The sequence below is a fragment of the Brevibacillus sp. HB1.3 genome, assembly GCF_013186635.1.
Classification (GTDB): Bacteria; Bacillota; Bacilli; order Brevibacillales; family Brevibacillaceae; genus Brevibacillus; species Brevibacillus brevis_D.
In genome coordinates this window covers 21688-40257 of sequence record NZ_JABMIT010000002.1, presented here as the reverse complement: position 1 = coordinate 40257, position 18570 = coordinate 21688, and the positions used below count along the sequence as shown (strand labels likewise).

Genomic DNA, 18570 nt, shown 5'->3' with positions numbered 1-18570 from the left:
CAGATGCAAGGAATTGTCGTGATCAAATGTGGCGGAAGCACCATGGATCAATTGCCTGACTCCTTCTTTCAGGCGATTGCTGAACTGCAGGAGCAAGGACTAGAGATCGTCATCGTCCATGGGGGCGGACCTGCCATTAACAGTATGCTCGATCGAGTTCAGATCACTCCGCAATTTGTCGATGGGCAGCGTGTTACCTGCGAGGACACGCTGCGTGTTGTAGAGATGGTCTTATGCGGCAGTATCAACAAGGCGCTGGTAAAAAGACTGACGCAGGCAGGAGCCAAGGCTTGGGGAGTTAGCGGAATCGATGGTCAGACCCTTTTGGCAACAAAAACGCCAAAGCCACTCGGGTGGGTAGGAGAAATCAAGAAGGCGGATACGACTATTCCGAAAGCGATTCTTGAGCAGGGCTACGTCCCGGTGATTGCTCCCCTTTCCGTTAGCGAAGATGGCACAGAGACATTTAATGTCAATGCGGATGTAGCCGCAGGGGCGATTGCATCAGCACTTAGCGCCGAAAAACTGATCATGGTGACAGACGTTCCGGGCATTATGCAGCCGCAGCCAGACGGAACCAAGGCAGTAGTGTCAGCCACAAGTGCAGAAGAGATACAGGAAATGATTCGGGAAGAAATTATTACTGGCGGAATGATTCCGAAGGTTCAGGCAGCTCTCGACGCTCTCGGACAAGGCGTGAAGCAGGTTGTCATCTGCCGGGGAACCGCTGAAGATCTGCTCGGTGTTTGTGCGGGGCAGGCAGTTGGGACAACAGTCCGTATGAATGTCAATTACGTTTAGGATGAGGAGGGAAATGAATATGCATACAACAACAACGCCTGTGCATCTCATGAATAACTATGCGAGATGGCCAATCAGTTTGGTAAAAGGACAAGGAAACCAGGTGTGGGATGATCAAGGTAGGCAATATCTCGATTTTACCTCGGGAATTGCCGTGACCTCGTTAGGACATGTCCCACCAAAAGTAACGGCAAAGCTGCACGAGCAGCTCGATACGTTGTGGCATTGCTCAAATCTGGTTCATGTTCCTCAGCAAGAGATTTTGGCGGAAAAGCTGAGTCGTCTGTCTGGACTGGATCAGGCTTTTTTCTGCAACAGTGGAGCAGAGGCGAATGAGGGCTTGATCAAGCTCGCTCGCCGCTATGCACAAAAAATAAAAGGGACCGATCGTTACGAAATCATCAGCTTTGAACAGTCTTTTCATGGGCGGACATTGGCTACCCTGACGGCTACTGGGCAGGAAAAGGTGAAGGACGGCTTCGCACCACTGCCGCAAGGTTTTGTCACCGTTCCTTACAACGACCTTGATGCGGTCAAGTCAGCCATTACAGACAAGACATGCGCGATCATGCTGGAGCTGGTTCAGGGAGAAGGCGGCGTGCATCCGGCAGAAGAGGCGTGGGTGAAGGCACTGCGCGAATTGTGCGATGCGCACGGATTGCTCCTGTTAATCGATGAGATACAGACTGGGATTGGTCGCACGGGTACGTGGTTTGCCTTCCAGCATTATGATGTGAAGCCTGATGCGATTTCATTGGCAAAAGGCTTAGGAAGTGGCTTCCCGATTGGAGCGGTCGTCGCAACCAAGGAAGTAGCAGAAGCGTTTGCCCCGGGTACGCATGGTACCACTTTTGGTGGGAATCCATTGGCAGCAACTGCTGGGATCGCAACGCTTACGACGATGGAAGAGGAGCAGATCTTGGAGCGGGTAGCTCATATCCATGACGTCTTGATCAAAGAGCTGGAGAAGCTCAAGGCAGAGCATCCAGACAAAGTGGTTACGGTTCGGGGAAAAGGGCTGCTTCTCGGTGTGGAGCTAACGATTCCTGCTGGTGAGCCGGTTGCGTATGCACGGGAAAAAGGAGTCATTCTGCTGATGGCTGGCCCACAAGTAGTGAGACTCTTGCCTTCGTTTGTAACCACCGACGAGGAAGTAAAGCAGGCCATTACTGTATTAAGCGAGGCACTATCGCAGGTTTAGATGAAAAAGCAAAGAATGCAACGAGTGGAAGTGGTCAAAAAACTCGTTGCATTTTTATAATCTCGAATGTATATTAATACAAAAGGTTGCATAAATTTTCGGTAAGAGCGATCAGGCCGGCGCCCATTGGAGAGGAGTGGCTTCATAGATGGATAGAGAGAAACAATCGTTAGGAACAGGGTATTTAACGCTGGAGAGCGGCGAGGTTTTTACAGGAAAGCTGTATGGCGCACCCATTAACGGATTCGGAGAAGTGGTTTTTCATACAGGAATGACGGGATACCAAGAGGTGATGACGGACCCTTCCTTTGCAGGGCAAATCGTTACCTTCACGTATCCCTTGATCGGAAACTACGGGATCAACAAAAAGGATTATGAGGCAGCCAAGCCAGCGTTGACAGGGATGATTGTCAGCGAGCTATGCACGGAGCCAAGCCATTACGAATCCAACATGACTTTGGCCCAAGCCGCAGAAGCATTTGGATTCCCGATCCTTGCGGGGATTGATACGCGAACGATTACCAAGCGCGTCCGTCAAGACGGTACCGTATTTGGTGTCATTTCCGATCAGCCTATGCAGGTAGAGGAAGTGGTGTCCCTGCGCTACAAGCACGCCAAGAAATCATTAGTTGCTAACGTATCCAGACAACAGGTGGAGCGTTATCCCGGAACAGGGGAGCATGTCGTCTTGATTGACCTCGGCATGAAGCAATCGATTTTGGATGCCCTTCTCCAGCAAGGCTGCCGTGTTACGGTCGTTCCTTTTGATACGAGTTTTGCTCAACTCAATGCTCTCGCACCAGACGGCTTGTTGTTTTCCAATGGGCCTGGCGATCCGGAGCACTTGCTTGCGTATTGCAGCGAATGGCGCAAAGCTGTGGAGCAGTACCCGACATTGGGTATTTGTTTGGGGCATCAGGTATTGGCGCTAATGTACGGCGGAAAGACAGAGAAGCTCGCATACGGTCACCGCGGTAGCAACCATCCGGTCAAGGATCTGATGACTGGCAAAGTATATATGAGTTCACAAAATCACGGGTACGTGGTCAAGGAAGAGTCTCTGGATAAACGTCAGCTAACGGTTTCTTACCGCAATGTCAATGACGGTTCAGTCGAAGGATTGCGTCACATCAGTTTGCCTGTTTTCAGTGTGCAGTTTCATCCGGAGGCACATCCGGGTCCGAGTGATACATCCCACATTTTCCACCAATTCTTGCAGTCGATGCGCGTAGTAGGAGCGAAGAGATATGCCTAAATTGCCACACATTCATAAAGTATTGGTCATCGGTTCTGGCCCGATCGTCATTGGGCAGGCAGCGGAGTTTGATTATGCAGGTGCACAGGCTTGCCTTTCCCTAAAAGAAGCTGGCGTGCAGGTCGTGCTGGTGAATAACAATCCGGCAACGATCATGACAGATGAACAAGTAGCGGACAAAGTATATCTGGAGCCGCTCACGGTGGAATCCGTGACAGCTATTATCGCAAAAGAGCGTCCCGATGGTCTCTTGCCTACGTTAGGCGGCCAAACGGGACTTAATCTTGCTGTTTCGCTGGCAGAAGCGGGCGTGCTGGAAAAGTATAGCGTGGAGCTGCTGGGTACGCCGCTGGCTGCCATTCAAAACGGGGAAGACCGTGAGCTGTTCAAGCAATTGATGCAACAAATCGGAGAGCCTGTTCCAGAGAGCGATACAGTCGAATCTGTAGAGGCAGCAATCGAGTTTGCGAACGCTATCGGCTATCCAGTAATTGTCCGTCCTGCTTATACACTCGGAGGAGCAGGTGGCGGGATCGCGGGGGATGAAACGTCCTTGCGAAAGGTTGCAGCCGGCGGGATTGCAGCTAGCCCAATCGGTCAGGTACTGATTGAGCGCAGCGTAAAAGGCTGGAAAGAAATCGAATACGAGGTAATGCGGGACGCAAACGATACCTGCATAATCGTGTGCAATATGGAAAATTTGGACCCGGTAGGTATTCATACAGGAGACAGTATTGTCGTTGCGCCTTCGCAGACGCTGACAGATCGTCAGTACCAAATGCTGCGCAGCGTATCAACGAAAGTGATTCGTTCGCTTGGGGTAGTTGGCGGTTGCAATATTCAATTTGCGCTCGATCCGCATTCTGATCGGTATGTGCTGATCGAAGTAAATCCTCGTGTCAGTCGTTCCAGTGCGTTGGCGTCCAAAGCAACAGGCTATCCAATCGCGCGGATCGCAGCCAAGCTCGCATTGGGCTACGGGCTGGATGAGGTACTCAATCCAATCACGGGCTACACGTACGCTAGCTTTGAACCAGCGTTGGACTACATCGTTGTCAAAATCCCGCGCTTCCCGTTTGACAAATTTCCACTGGCAGACCGCAAGCTGGGGACGCAAATGAAAGCGACTGGCGAGGTCATGTCGATCGCCCGCAATCTGGAAGCAGGACTTTTGAAGGCAGTTCGTTCTCTGGAACAGGGGTGCACACATTTGACTCGACCAGAGCTGGCATCATGGACGCGTGAGGAGCTTGCCCAATCCTTGCAGGACGCGACGGATATCAGACTGTTTGTTTTTGCCGAGGCGATTCGCAAAGGCTTTACAGAAAGTGAGCTGCACAATCTGACTGGTGTCGATCCGTTTTTCTTGCGGAGCTTGCGTAAAATCGTGGACTTGGAAGTAGAGCTGTCTTGTCACGACAGCAAAACAATAACCCCAGAGCTGCTGTTGGAAGCAAAACGTCGCGGGTTTGCCGATGAAACCATCGCTACACTGGTTGGTGCTACACCTGCCGAAATCAAATCACTTCGTCAAGAATCAGGCATTACGCCTACTTATAAAATTGTGGACACTTGTGCAGCAGAATTTGATGCCCAAACCCCTTACTACTATTCCGATTGGCAAGGAATAGATGAGGTCGAGTCACTGTCTGGCCGCAAAGTACTGGTACTTGGCTCTGGTCCTATACGCATTGGTCAGGGAATCGAATTTGACTACTGCTCTGTGCATGCAGCCAAAGCACTTCAGGCAAGCGGTATTGCGGCAGTCGTTGTGAACAACAACCCAGAGACGGTCAGTACTGACTATGAAACTGCCGACCATCTATATTTTGAACCGCTTCACGTTGAAGACGTGCTGCATATCGCAGAACGCGAACAGGTTGAGGGCGTCATGGTTCAATTCGGTGGTCAAACCGCGATCAATTTGGCAGCCAAGCTGGAGAACGCGGGGCTGAAAGTAATGGGTACGTCGCTTACCGCCATCGAACGCGCGGAGGACCGCGAGCTGTTCTACGCCATGCTGCGCAAGCTGGACATTCCGCATATCCCCGGTAAAGGAGTATCGTCCTTGGAGGATGCAACCGCGATAGCGGAGGAGATCGGCTTCCCTGTTTTGATGCGACCTTCGTACGTCATCGGCGGGCAAGGTATGGTAGTTGTCCACAATATCGACGAGCTGCAAGCTACCCTTCACGACTGGTTGAACCATCCGGAAATGAGCATGTTTTTCCCGCTCCTCGTGGATAAATACGTTCCAGGCAAGGAAGCAGAAGTAGACGCGGTATGCGACGGACAATCTGTTATCATCCCGGGGATTTTCCAGCATGTGGAGAGAGCGGGCATCCACTCAGGCGACAGTGTAGCCTTGTTCCCGGCTCCTCATTTGACGGATGACATCAAGCACAAAATCGCGAGCTATACAGAAGCAATCGCGAAGGAAATGGAAGCGGTCGGGTTAATCAATATCCAGTTCGTCATTGATGGCGAAACAGTTTATGTACTAGAGGTAAATCCTCGGGCATCACGGACCGTACCGATTACAAGCAAAGTGACGGGCATCCCGATGGTTCAACTGGCAGTTCGCGCACAATTGGGTGAAAAGCTGTCGGAGATGGGCTACGGTACAGGGCTTTTGCCAGAGATTCCGTTTGCAGTCGTCAAGGCACCAGTTTTCTCCACGATCAAGCTGAACGGTGTAGACCCGGTACTTGGTCCAGAGATGAAATCGACGGGCGAAGTTCTCGGCTTGGGGCATTCTTTCGAAGAGGCAGCAGGCAAAGCCTTTGCTTTCAAGGACAATTTGTACGGCGACTGGCAAAAAGGTCAGTTGGTCATGATTTCTCTGGCAGATGGAGATAAGCAGGAAGCAGTAAGAGAGCTGCTGGGAAGACTCCACGCTGACGGAGCGGAACTGGCGGCGACTCCGGGAACGGCCGAGTGGCTGACAGCCAAAGAAATTGTCGTGAAGCATATCGTGGCAGATGAAGCGGCGTGGATCGAGCTGTTGCAAAAGGAAGAAGCGGCCTTTGCTCTCGTTACTGCGACGAAAGGCAATCGTCAGGGCCGGACAGGATTTGCCCTGCGAAGCAGGATGGTACAACAAGGTGTGCCATTGTTCTCCGCTGTCGATACGTTCGAGTTATACGTGAAGTCTATTTTGAAGAAAAGAGGTGGCTCGCATGCAGCCAGTGAAGATATTGGAACACTTTCAAAACTTGCCGTTACAAAAGCATAAAGGAAAGGACTTCCTGCGCGTCGATGAATTCAACGGGGAAGAATTGATGGAGCTGCTCCATCTGTCTGCTCACGTCAAGCAATTGCAAAAGCTGGGTCAGCCATTCCAGCCTTTGCAAGGCAAGACGTTGGGCATGATCTTTGACAAGGCATCGACCCGCACGCGCGTCTCCTTTGAAGTAGGGATGCACCAGTTGGGCGGCCTGGGGATGTTCATGAGCGGAAAAGAGTTACAGCTCGGACGCGGGGAGCCGATCAGTGACACAGCAAAAGTTCTCTCTCGGTACGTGGATGCCATCATGATTCGCACCTTTTCCCACTCCTATGTAGAAGAGCTTGCCGAGCACGCGTCGATCCCGATTATCAATGGCTTGACCGATCTGTACCATCCTTGTCAGGCTTTGGCTGATCTGCTGACGATCTGGGAGCATAAAGGCAAGCTGAAAGGAATCAAGCTCGCCTATGTAGGAGACGGCAATAACGTGGCGAACTCACTGGTGCTGGGCGCAGCTCTGCTAGGTCTTGATGTGCGGGTGGCGACTCCGGTCGGCTACGAGATGGATACAAACATTGTTGCAAAAGCTACAGGGTACGCGAAACAAAGCGGTGGAAAAATGATGGTGACCACTGATCCGATAGAGGCTGTCATGGGGGCAGATGCTGTATACACGGACGTTTGGACTAGTATGGGTTTTGAAGAAGAAAATGAGGTGCGATTGAAAGCATTTGCCGACTATCAAGTAAACGAAAAATTGGTAGCAGCGGCAGACCGTGATTATCTCTTCTTGCACTGCTTGCCAGCACATCGTGGGGAGGAAGTGACAACCGGGGTCATCGACGGATCGCGCTCTGTCATTTTTGATCAGGCTGAAAATAGATTGCACGCACAAAAAGCGATCTTGGCGGCGCTGGTGTGAACATAGTTCTAGTTAAATAGAACTATCTGCAATTAAATCGAATAGACTATGAATCTATGATTGCCGAATTTTGTCACTTATGTGTAAAATAAAGGTAGGAAAGAAGCGAAGAAGTACGGACTGTATCTGGTCGCTTGGTCCGTATGGAGCCAGTAGCGAATCCAACCTTTTTCTTAATGGAAAAGGAAAGGGGAGCAGGGGCTGTACTTGGTCGCTTGGCCTCTGCATCACGGACAGTAGCGAAGCCAGCTTTCTCCACTATGCCTAAAGGGGGGAAAAGAAAATGAAAAAATGGTTCGCGGCAATTATGATGGTGGTAGCAATCGTAGCAGCTACTTCTGCAAACTTCCATATTGGATAAATAAGCGTATCGGAGAAACAAACACCGCTTGGCTGAGTGGTGTTTTTTCTTCAAGCTTGGAGGAAACAACATGCTATTGGATGTAATTGCCCTATCTTTTCTCGTAGCATTGCTGCGAGGGGGAAGAATCAAAGAATTACCTAAGTTCAACCAAATGAAACTTCTTATCGTTACCATATTGCTGCAGGCTTGTGCAGCCTTCTTCCCTACGATCGGTGGCATTTTTATATCGATCGCGTATGTGTTTATTTTGGCCTTCCTCGTTTTTAATCGAGAATTTGAAGATATGCGGATTTTTTTAATCGGCTGGTTTCTGAATGCGATTGCAATTTGGTCTAACAATGGGAAAATGCCAATCGATTTAGTTCAAGCAGCAAAGCTTCCTTATGATTTAGAGCCAGTTATAAATGGAACGAATTTCAAGCATAGTGTATTGACGGAAAGTTCAAATTTTCCGTTTTTGACGGATGTCATTTACATGCCATCTTTCATTCCTCGGATTATTAGCATCGGCGATATTTTTATTATGTTAGGTGCCTTTTTACTTGTTCAGCGATTGATGAATAAACCGATTTCATTACTACAACTTCGCGAAGGTAAAAGTTATGCGACAAAAAACTGATTTTGCGGTTTGGATAAAAGGGATTGTTGTCCAGGTTGGATTTGTCATTGCAGCAATCTATATTTTTTACACATCTTCATCTGAATGGGCTGCTCGTGAGCATTGGGGAGTAATATCTACCTATACCCTCCTGACCATTTTTTCCTGTTTTGCTCCCGTGCGTATATCTAATACGATTTTAACAGTGAACAATGCTGTCATCTTTTCGGGTATCTTGTTGTACGGAGTCTGGGTCGGAGTATGGGCTGCTGTTATTGAATCTTTAATCATTGCTTTTCTGGTAAGGTTTAATCCGCTAAAAGCTATTATTAACATTGGGCAATTGTTAATGACTATATGGACAGTAGCGTTTTTGAAGGATTGGATCGAGGGCTTTGGAACTGTTTCTCCCATTATTAGCGATTTGTTTTTGGCTGTTGTGTATTGGTTTGTGAACTTGACTTTATGTGGATTGGGTATCTCCTATTTTCATCAAATGACCTGGGCGCGAACCGTAAAGATGATGGCAAAAGGCTTTACCTCGACTTACTTGTTGCTTTTAATTCTTGCCGGTGTAGGTTCACGATTAGTAGAGTTATATGGTTCGTTAACACTAATTCCTATGATGATTGCGTTTATTACGATCAGCTACGTTTTTCATCATTACTATGACAATCTTCAAAGGCTTCAACAAAAAGTGGAAGAGGTCAAATCATTCAATCACAACTTCTTAACGACGATGGCTGCTTCCATTGACGCACGAGATCGATACACAAGTGGACATTCTCAGCGTGTAGCTTACTGGGGAAGAGAAATTGCGAGAGATATTGGTTTGACCGAACGAAAAGTGGAGGATGTTTATATCGGGGGAATCCTGCACGACATTGGAAAAATTGGCATCGAAGACGAAATTCTCAATAAAAAAGGAAAGCTCACTCCAGAAGAGTACGACAAGATCAAGCAACACACGGTCATTGGTTACGAAATCATTTTGCAAGCAGGGATGTTCAATGAATTGCTTCCCGCGATCCGCTCGCATCATGAGCGTATAGATGGAAGAGGATATCCAGATGGTTTAGCCGGGGATGAAATTCCGCTGATGGCGAGAATTTTGGCGATTTCAGACGCTTTCGATGCGATGGTTGCGGACAGGCCTTATCGAAAGGGCTTGCCTGTGGAGGAAGCGCTTCAAGAAATCAAAAGGGGCTCCGGTACCCAATTTGATCCGATATTGGCGGAGCATTTTATCGGAATCGTTCAGCGACTGCCGTGCGAAGAGTTGCAGAGCATTATCGGAATAGAGTCCATCCCACAAAAACAGTTACAGGAGGCAATCAGATGAGCTGCCCCTTGTAACTGTTTTTATTCGTTTACGACCATATGCGGATGAGTTCTCTGGTTTCTAAATGGCAGGTAAGCTTGAAGACATCTGGATTGCTTAATTTCTCCCAATCGTGAAAGCCAAAGCGATTATCTATTGATTTGATGAGCAAGGCCAGCAGGCATCCGTGACTAACAAGCACGATGTTTTTATGCACGTCTGCCAAAATCTCAGTGAGCAGCGAATTTGCCCGGTGGATAGCAGTAAGACTGGATTCGCCTCCTTCGAGCTCAAGGGTCAAGTCATCGAACGTATCGCGGAGTCGCTCGAACCAATCCTCACGTGGTACTCCGCTAAGGACACGCTCGACCAAGCGCGTGTCTTCTTCAACCACGATTCCGCGTTCCTGTGCAAGTGGATGGATGGTAGCAACCGCCCGTTGATACGGACTCGAAATGATTCGATCAATGGGGGAACCAGCGAAGAAGGTGGCAAGCTCCCGAGCTTGTACTTCTCCCTTTTCCGTGAGCAAGGCTTCGGGTTCTTGACCAGCAGCCTGACAATGACGTACCAAATAAATTGTTTTCATATTCCCTCCAACAGATTTCTCCTATGGAATTCCTCCATTCACTCATTCGCTACCCTGGATAAATTCCCCTTTTGATCACGAAAACGTTTATGCATAAACAGATGATGAGTGTGCATAAAAACAAGCCGCTCTTTATGCGAGAAGTGTATATTTTCATTGCGTATTCGTCTTTGAATGCGAATTAACAAGAAATTCACAAGAAAAATAGTTGTATTTTTATTAGTTCGTTTGTATAATTACTCGCATAAGAGAAACTTCGAAACGGGGAGAGAGAATGATGGCAAAAGAAAAAATTGTGTTGGCCTATTCAGGCGGTTTAGATACATCGGTAGCAATTAAATGGCTGCAAGATACGTATAACTACGATGTTATTGCAGTTGCATTGGATGTAGGGGAAGGGAAAGACCTCGATTTCGTACAGAAAAAAGCATTGCAGGTAGGGGCATTGAAATCGATCGTAGTGGATGCAAAAGATGCATTCGCGGAGGAATTCGTGTTGCCAGCTCTGAAGGCAAACGCGATGTACGAAGGGAAATATCCGCTAGTGTCCGCACTGTCGCGTTACCTAATTTCGCGCGTGCTGGTTGAAATCGCGGAAAAAGAAGGTGCGGTAGCTGTCGCACACGGTTGCACAGGAAAAGGAAACGACCAGGTACGTTTCGATGTTTCCTTTACAGCGCTGAACCCGGATATCAAAATCGTGGCGCCGGTTCGTGAATGGGGCTGGACGCGTGACGAAGAGATCGAATATGCGAAAAAGAACAATATTCCGATCCCAATTGATCTGGACAATCCATACAGCATTGACCAAAACCTGTGGGGCAGAAGCTGCGAGTGCGGTGTTCTGGAGGATCCATGGGCAGCTCCTCCAGAAGGTGCATACGATCTGACGAAGTCAATCATGGATGCTCCAGACGAAGCAGAAGAAATCGAAATCACTTTCGTGCAAGGGAAGCCAACTGCATTGAACGGCGAAGAGCTCCCACTGGCTGAGCTGATCCTCAAGCTGAACAAGATCGCTGGAAATCATGGTGTAGGCCGAATCGACCATGTGGAAAACCGTTTAGTGGGCATCAAATCTCGTGAAGTTTACGAGACACCGGCTGCGACTACTTTGATTTTGGCGCACCGTGAGCTGGAATTCTTGACCCAACCACGTGAGGTCGCTCAATTCAAACCGATTGTCGAGCAAAAACTGGCGCAAGTGATCTACGAGGGGCTTTGGTATTCGCCAATTCGCAATGCTGTCCAGGCCTTCATTGAAGAAACGCAAAAACACGTAACGGGTGTCGTACGCGTGAAGCTGCACAAAGGACATGCGATCGTTGTAGGCCGTACCTCTGCATCGTCTCTCTACAGCCATGAGCTGGCGACTTACAATGCAGGTGACCAATTCGACCACAAAGCAGCACTCGGTTTCATCAAGCTGTGGGGTCTGCCAACAAAGGTATACGCACAGGTAAACGAGGGTGTACTGCACGAGAATAAAAACACGGCCATTAAGATTTTGGATGAAAAGGATGCGATCAAGCAATGAAACTCTGGGGAGGACGCTTCACGAAGCCGACAAATCAACTCGTAGAAGAGTATACCGCTTCTATTTCTTTCGACCAGAAAATGTGGCGACAGGACATCGTTGGAAGCCTGGCTCATGTTGCCATGTTGGGCAAGTGCGGCATCCTGCCGATGGAGGAAGTAAGACAGATCATTGCTGGCTTGAAAAAAGTAAAAGAGAAAATTGAGCGCGGGCAAGCGGAGTTTCTCGTTGCGCACGAAGATGTGCATATGAATATTGAAAAGATGCTGATTGAAGAGATCGGTCCGGTGGGGGGCAAACTCCACACTGGACGCAGCCGTAATGATCAGGTTGCGTTGGATATGCACTTGTACCTCAGAGAAAAGCTGATGGAGATTATCCAATTGGCGATGTATTTGCAAGAGGCATTGTTGGAACAAGCAGGCCAGCATCTCGATACCGTCATGCCAGGCTATACACATTTGCAACGTGCGCAACCGGTATTGTTTGGTTATCACCTAATGGCGTATGTGTCCATGCTGCAACGCGATATCGAACGGATGACCGAGACGTGGAAGCGTGTGAATGTGTTGCCGCTTGGAGCAGGTGCTCTCGCAGGTACAACATTCCCGATCGACCGCACATTTGTAGCGGAATTGCTGCAATTTGACGGTATCTATCAAAATAGCATGGATGCAGTGAGTGATCGTGATTTCATTGTGGAATTTTTGGCGGACGCTTCTTTGGTCATGACCCATCTTTCCCGTCTGTGCGAAGAGCTCGTCATCTGGAGCAGTCAGGAATTTTCTTTTGTGGAGCTAGACGATGCTTTTTGCACGGGGTCCAGTATCATGCCGCAAAAGAAAAATCCTGATGTGGCAGAGCTGGTTCGCGGAAAAACAGGGCGTGTTTACGGCAATCTTTTTGGATTGTTGACCGTATTGAAAGGTTTGCCGCTGGCGTACAACAAGGACATGCAAGAAGATAAAGAAGGCATGTTCGATACGGTAGCTACCATTCATGGTGCGCTAGCGTTGCTCACACCGATGATTAAGACGATGCAAGTCAAAGCAGATCGTATGCGTCAAGCAGTTACCAACGACTTTTCCAATGCGACAGATTTGGCAGATTACTTGGTTCGCAAAGACATGCCGTTCCGTCAGGCGCATGAAGTTGTAGGGAGAACCGTTTTGTACTGCATCGAGCAGCAAAAATATCTTCTCGATCTGACCTTGGAAGAATTCCAGAGCTTCTCAGAGGCTATTGGAGCAGATGTGTATGAAGCACTAGCTGTTGAGACCGTCGTCAATGCGCGCAACGTGCTGGGTGGGACCGCTCGTAATCAGGTAGAAGTCCAAATCGATTGGTACCGCAAGCAACTAGTAGATACACATGCTTGGGTGGATAAAAACAGCCAAAAGGTCATGATTGAATCTCTGATCGATGTTGGTTCACCTGCATAAAAACGTACATGTATAAAAAGGAAAAACCCCATAGGCTTGGGGTTTTTTTGCGTTCTATCCTTATCTACCGACTATTTTCGAATCAAAGCCAACTGCGGTTGCGTACGCGAGAGGCAGCTCCATACGGGCTGTCTTTAAAGGATCTACGACCTGACAGATGCGCAAATCTCCCGCAGCCGAGAGCAGGAAGGTGGCTTCCGCCTTTTCTACGCCGAGCTCTTCGTGTAGAAATTGTACCATGTTGATGACCGCTCGATCCGCAGCCTTGTCCAGCTCTTTTTCTGACGCAATTGTGATCAAATGCTCTTGGTTGACTGCCATCGGTAACGGCCATTGTTTTCCTTTTATCACATCGAGCTTTACGGTTACTTCCCCTGCGATTTCCACACCACATACAGCAACTTCACCGTCAGCCATTGCAGCATGAAGGTCACCCAGGGCAAACAATGCGCCGGGAACATTTACGGGTAAAAGCAATGTAGTACCTTCGCGCATTTGCTTGCAGTCCATGTTACCGCCGTGATCGCCTGGCGTACCGCATGAAATGGCTTCTTTGGCAGGAGCTGTTCCAATTACGCCAATCATGGGACTGATCGGAACCTGAAGCTTGTCCGACAAGACAGCTTTTCCATCTTGTATCGGAATCATTTTGATCACATTTTCCTGTAGATCGAAACCCATTACACCCAGTTCTGGCCCTGTAACCATTACGCCCTGGTTTTTAATCTCAATTTTCTGAATATGGACAACCAAAATATCGCCTGGTTCTGTTCCTTCTATATAAATAGGGCCGGAAGCAGGGTTGATCCGATTCCAATCAAGCTCTTGAAACACCGTGTCAGCCGATTGGATTTGGTCCTCGAAGCAATCGCAGGTTTCAAACGTTACGATACTGCCTGCTTCTACCTGCAAGACCGGCCGATTTTCAGGAGACATGGCATAAATTACGTCCTGTTTTTTTACTCTGTACATGGTTGCAGTCCTCCCATCCATTTTACATATATTTCTTTATCATAGCATGAAATGCATACGTGTTTAGCGCCGATTCATGGAGGAAATAATTGTATAAAGGGATCGAAGGCCTAAAGAGAGCAGGGAGCAATCATGCAAGAGAGCTACAAGATCAATCCCCGGCAACTATTGATGCTCGTTACCCTTGTTACCATTGGGGATTCCGTTCTCGTCCTGCCTGGCATGACGGCTGCACTCGCTAAACAGGATGCATGGATATCCGTCCTGATCGGGCTTGTGGTGGGACTGCTCAATATTGTCTTACTCATAGCTGTGGGGAAGCTTTATCGGGATCAGAGCTTCTTTACCTTCGTTGATCAAACCGTTGGGAGAGTATTAGGAACGATCATTACCCTCTCGTTTATTTGCTATACGGTGTTTTCAGCAGGGGCGCATGTGATGGAAATCGGCGACTTTGTTGGCACGCATCTATTAGTCTCGACTCCAAGATTCGCGATACAGCTATTATTTGTCATTGTGATTATGTTTGGTGTGAGTTTGGGACTGCAAACAGTCGCAGAATCGGCAGAAATCTATTTTGTCTGGTTCTTTTTCTTTTTTGGTTTACTCATGATTACCCTGCTGCCACAGGCGGACATGTCGAGAATTCAACCTGTATTTGAGAATGGGTGGAAGCCTATTTTGCAGGGATCTACTGCGGCATTCGCCTTTCCTTTTTCAGAGCTGGTCATTTTTATGGCGGTTCTTCCTTTTGTCTCACCCATCCAAAAACGGATGAGATCTTTTTTTCTGGGGACGTTGCTTGGAGGCATTGTGTTGTTCATCATCATGCTGATGTGCATCCTTGTTTTGGGGGCAGAACAGACTGCGCGGCATTTTTATCCAACCTATGTTCTCATCAAACAGCTAAAGCTCGGGGATTTCATTCAGCGGCTAGAGGCGATTATCGCAGTAATCTGGTTTATCGCGGTGAGCGTCAAAATTACATTGTATTGCCTGTTTTTCCATTTGGGCATCCGTCACGTCTTTCGAATCGACAACTTCAGGGTTCTCATCCTTCCGTACATCGTTTTGCTCATGGTAATGTCTATGATTTTCTCGCCCAATATGGTTGTCTATGGTGACATCATTGCGAAGTACTGGCCATTCTATGATGTTACCTATAGCATCGGTGTACCGTTGGTGCTGTTATGCGGAAATGTTATTCGGAAAAAAAGGTAACAAACGCCGTACTCCCATTCTGGAATACGGCGTTTGTTTGTGTTTACAAAGACATGCGAAGAATCTGTGCCACATCGTCACTCGTCAATGTTTTAAACTGACCGATCGGTCCAAACGGAGTAGCTTTTTCGGCCATGAGCTGCAAGTGCTCGTCGGTGATGTCGTAATCAGCCAATCGGGTCGGGGCACCGATACGCGCAAAGAAAGCTTCCGTAGCGGCGATCCCTTCCAAGGCGATCTCATCGTCTGTCTTGCCGGAAGGATCGACATTCCATACCTCTGTTGCAAAGCGCACGAAGCGAGCGACGTTTTCACGGTACACATAGCGCATCCATTTCGGGAAGATGATTGCCAGACCGCCACCGTGCGGGATGTCGTAAACAGCACTGACAGCATGCTCAATGGAGTGGGTTGCCCAGTCTGTTGTGACGCCAACCGGGAGAGTGCCGTTCAATGCCATTGTTCCGCAGTACAGGATGTTGGCGCGGGCATCGTAGTCTTCCGGATTGGTGAGGACGCGTTCTGCATTTTCGATGACGGTCTTCATGATCGACTCGGCAAAACGTGTTTGCAGTGGAATTTCGGCTGTATGCGTGAAATACTGCTCGAATACATGAGACAAAATGTCGCTGATTCCGTAGATCGTTTGGTCGCGAGGTACGCTAAACGTATGCTCAGGATCCAAAATCGAAAACGCCGGAAACGTCGTGCCAGCTCCATGTTTTTCTTGTGTCTCCCAGTTGGTAATGACACTTCCCCGATTCATTTCAGAACCAGTAGCAGCAAGTGTCAGTACGGTACCGAGGGGCAGAGCCTCTTGTGCGACCGCTTTGCGCGTATAAAAATCCCAAACATCTCCCTCGTAAGGCACACCAATCGCGACTGCTTTGGCCGCGTCGATTACACTACCACCACCTACCGCGAGGATCCAATTGACCCCCTCTTGGCGGCATAACTCAATTCCTTTGTTCACGGTACTCAGACGTGGATTTGGCTCCACTCCGGGCAACTCATGCACGCGGCAGCCCGCAGACTGGAGGAGAAAAATCACTTTGTCGTAGAGACCAGTACGCTTTATACTGCCACCACCATATACCAAAAGAACGGTGGGACCTAGCAGTCTTGCCTTTTCCTCGAGCTGGGCCAATTGACCCCGTCCAAAAATCAGCTGTGTCGGGTTATGGTAAACAAAATTTTCCACGTTGATAACCAGCTCCTTTTTTCTGATGACCTCTTGTCACAATCATTGTAGCCAACTGTTTTCCATGATGCTAGGCGGGAATGTGCAATCTTATTTTCTCCCTAATTCGTGACAGTTGTTAACAATCGAAGCTGTTTCGACAAGAAATGAGAGATTTAGTGGATACCATCCGTGAAACGTGGTGGTATAATGGATAAGATGGGAAATCCCGCTGTTTTTCAGCAAGGTATGGCAGCGGTTGCTAGTGGGTAGAGGGGTTTTGTCGATTTTACCGTTAACAAAAAATCAGGATCAAGATACATAGACAAGGATCTGACGAAGTAGGATGTGATTGGCTTGATCGAAATGTTCGATGTATGGAAAACATACCCGAATGGAACCAATGCTTTGAAAGGTATTAACATTCGGATTGAGAAAGGTGAATTTGTGTACGTAGTAGGCCCCAGTGGTGCGGGTAAATCTACGTTTATCAAACTGATGTACCGTGAAGAGAAGCCGACGAAAGGACAAATCTTTTTGGGTGGCTTCAATGTCAGCAGAATCAAAGAGCGCCAAATACCATTAGTCCGCCGCAGCATCGGTGTCGTGTTCCAAGACTTCAAGCTGCTGCCGACGTTGACCGTTTTCGAAAATGTCGCATTTGCGATGGAGGTAATCGAGAGCAATCCGAAACAAATCAAGCCGCGCGTGATGGATGTTTTGGGTCTCGTAAAGCTCAAGCATAAAGCCAAAATGCTACCAAGCGAGCTGTCCGGTGGTGAGCAGCAACGGGTTGCCTTGGCGCGCGCATTGGTGAATAGTCCGGGAATTATTATCGCGGACGAGCCAACGGGGAACCTGGACCCAGAGACTTCTTGGGAAATCATGAAGCTCTTTGAAGAAATTAATCAGCGTGGAACGACAGTCGTTATGGCTACCCACAATAGAGAAATTGTAAACACCATGAGAAAACGGGTGGTTGCGATCGAAGCAGGCCAAATTGCCCGTGATGAGCAGAGAGGGGAATACGGTTATGAAGATTAGGACGCTAGGGCGCCATGTCCGTGAAGGGGTCAAAAACCTCGGGCGGAACGGCTGGATGTCGTTCGCTTCAATTAGTGCCGTGACCATTACTCTCTTTATCTTGGGAGTTTTCCTCATTCTGGCGATGAACGTCAATTACTTTGCGCAAACCGTGGAAAAGCAGGTAGAAATCCGCGTCTTCATGGACTTGCTGGCAACAAAAGAAAACATCACACAGGTTGAGAATAACATCAAGAAGCTTCCGCAAGTGGAGTCTGTGTCATTTGTTCCAAAAGACGAGGGACTAAAGAAATTTAAAGAGAGCCTTGGTGAAAAAGCGTATTTGTTTGAAGGATTGGAGGAAAGCAATCCTCTGCCAGATGCGTTTACCGTAAAAACGAAGCAACCGCAAGACACTGCTGCTGTTGCTGCTCAAATTAAAAATATCCAGTATGTCAAAAGCCTAACCTATGGAGAAGGCACTGTGGAAAAGCTGTTCTCCTTGACAGGAGCAGTTCGTAATGTCGGGATTGCCTTTATTATTGGACTTGGTTTTACTGCGATGTTCTTGATTGCCAACACGATTAAGCTGACAATTGTGGCACGTCGCAGAGAGATTGAAATCATGAAGCTGGTTGGTGCCACGAACTGGTTTATCCGTTGGCCATTCTTTGTGGAAGGGCTCATGATGGGTGTGGCAGGGGCATTGATTCCGACCATTATGTTAATGGTTGGGTATTACTACCTCCTGGATGCCATTCACTCCAGTTTTGAAGCTTCCCAACTGTTTAAACTGTTGCCGCTATTCCCGCTCGTGTATCAAGTGGCGTTGGCTTTACTGGCGATTGGTGCATTCATCGGGATTTGGGGAAGTTTGGTGTCCGTACGTCGCTTCTTGCGAGTTTAATAATTTGA

The 18570-nt window shown here is 48.3% G+C and carries 15 protein-coding genes and 1 riboswitch; of the genes, 12 read left to right on the top strand and 3 right to left on the bottom strand.

Annotation, left to right across the window (positions count from 1 at the left end; translation table 11 throughout):
- Window positions 1-3 precede the first annotated feature (3 nt).
- The 7 genes from argB (at window position 4) to HPY31_RS04850 (ending at window position 9712) form a co-directional block, all read left to right on the top strand.
- Entirely contained in the window at window positions 4-801 is a 798-nt protein-coding gene (gene argB, locus HPY31_RS04880; protein WP_172139025.1) for an acetylglutamate kinase, read from the top strand.
- Window positions 802-820: 19 nt separating this feature from the next.
- Entirely contained in the window at window positions 821-2002 is a 1182-nt protein-coding gene (locus HPY31_RS04875; RefSeq protein ID WP_172139023.1) for an aspartate aminotransferase family protein, read from the top strand.
- Window positions 2003-2150: 148 nt separating this feature from the next.
- On the top strand, window positions 2151-3257 hold the full coding sequence (locus HPY31_RS04870; protein WP_172139021.1) for a carbamoyl phosphate synthase small subunit: 1107 nt from the start codon (window positions 2151-2153) through the stop codon (window positions 3255-3257).
- Entirely contained in the window at window positions 3250-6492 is a 3243-nt protein-coding gene (gene carB, locus HPY31_RS04865; RefSeq protein WP_172139019.1) for a carbamoyl-phosphate synthase (glutamine-hydrolyzing) large subunit, read from the top strand. The genes HPY31_RS04870 and carB overlap by 8 nt, the downstream gene beginning before the upstream one ends.
- Window positions 6437-7408 (top strand): ornithine carbamoyltransferase, encoded by a 972-nt coding sequence (gene argF, locus HPY31_RS04860; RefSeq protein WP_172139017.1) that lies wholly within the window; start codon window positions 6437-6439, stop codon window positions 7406-7408. Before carB ends, argF begins: the two co-directional genes overlap by 56 nt.
- Window positions 7409-7503: 95 nt before the next feature.
- A riboswitch (cyclic di-GMP riboswitch) is annotated at window positions 7504-7584 on the top strand.
- Window positions 7585-7839: 255 nt separating this feature from the next.
- Window positions 7840-8391 carry a DUF5317 domain-containing protein gene (locus HPY31_RS04855; RefSeq protein ID WP_172139015.1) on the top strand — a complete coding sequence of 184 codons (552 nt, stop codon included), beginning with the start codon at window positions 7840-7842 and terminating at the stop codon, window positions 8389-8391.
- Complete coding sequence (locus tag HPY31_RS04850; protein WP_172139013.1) at window positions 8375-9712, top strand: HD-GYP domain-containing protein; 1338 nt, start codon at window positions 8375-8377, stop codon at window positions 9710-9712. Before HPY31_RS04855 ends, HPY31_RS04850 begins: the two co-directional genes overlap by 17 nt.
- Before the next feature lie 28 nt (window positions 9713-9740).
- Here the strand turns inward: HPY31_RS04850 and HPY31_RS04845 are convergent, their stop codons facing one another.
- Window positions 9741-10280: a histidine phosphatase family protein gene (locus tag HPY31_RS04845; RefSeq protein ID WP_172139011.1), complete on the bottom strand. Its 540-nt coding sequence runs from the start codon at window positions 10278-10280 to the stop codon at window positions 9741-9743.
- A 277-nt stretch (window positions 10281-10557) separates the two neighbouring features.
- Here HPY31_RS04845 and HPY31_RS04840 point away from each other — a divergent pair, with 277 nt between their 5' ends.
- Both HPY31_RS04840 and argH read left to right on the top strand, forming a co-directional pair.
- Entirely contained in the window at window positions 10558-11817 is a 1260-nt protein-coding gene (locus tag HPY31_RS04840) for an argininosuccinate synthase (protein ID WP_047069728.1), read from the top strand.
- A complete protein-coding gene (gene argH / locus HPY31_RS04835) occupies window positions 11814-13259 on the top strand; it encodes an argininosuccinate lyase (RefSeq protein ID WP_172139009.1) in 1446 nt (481 codons plus the stop codon). Before HPY31_RS04840 ends, argH begins: the two co-directional genes overlap by 4 nt.
- A gap of 60 nt (window positions 13260-13319) precedes the next feature.
- Here the strand turns inward: argH and HPY31_RS04830 are convergent, their stop codons facing one another.
- On the bottom strand, window positions 13320-14231 hold the full coding sequence (locus tag HPY31_RS04830; protein ID WP_172139007.1) for an acetamidase/formamidase family protein: 912 nt from the start codon (window positions 14229-14231) through the stop codon (window positions 13320-13322).
- A gap of 132 nt (window positions 14232-14363) precedes the next feature.
- On the opposite strand from HPY31_RS04830, the gene HPY31_RS04825 reads away from it, so the two are divergent.
- Complete coding sequence (locus HPY31_RS04825) at window positions 14364-15452, top strand: GerAB/ArcD/ProY family transporter (protein ID WP_172139005.1); 1089 nt, start codon at window positions 14364-14366, stop codon at window positions 15450-15452.
- A 43-nt stretch (window positions 15453-15495) separates the two neighbouring features.
- On the opposite strand, the gene HPY31_RS04820 is transcribed toward HPY31_RS04825, so the two are convergent.
- Window positions 15496-16653, bottom strand: a complete 1158-nt coding sequence (locus tag HPY31_RS04820) for an iron-containing alcohol dehydrogenase (RefSeq protein ID WP_172139003.1) — start codon at window positions 16651-16653, stop codon at window positions 15496-15498.
- A 336-nt stretch (window positions 16654-16989) separates the two neighbouring features.
- On the opposite strand from HPY31_RS04820, the gene ftsE reads away from it, so the two are divergent.
- A complete protein-coding gene (gene ftsE / locus HPY31_RS04815) occupies window positions 16990-17676 on the top strand; it encodes a cell division ATP-binding protein FtsE (protein ID WP_015893511.1) in 687 nt (228 codons plus the stop codon).
- Window positions 17666-18562 carry a permease-like cell division protein FtsX gene (ftsX, locus tag HPY31_RS04810; protein WP_016742325.1) on the top strand — a complete coding sequence of 299 codons (897 nt, stop codon included), beginning with the start codon at window positions 17666-17668 and terminating at the stop codon, window positions 18560-18562. Before ftsE ends, ftsX begins: the two co-directional genes overlap by 11 nt.
- The last annotated feature ends 8 nt before the right edge of the window (window positions 18563-18570 follow it).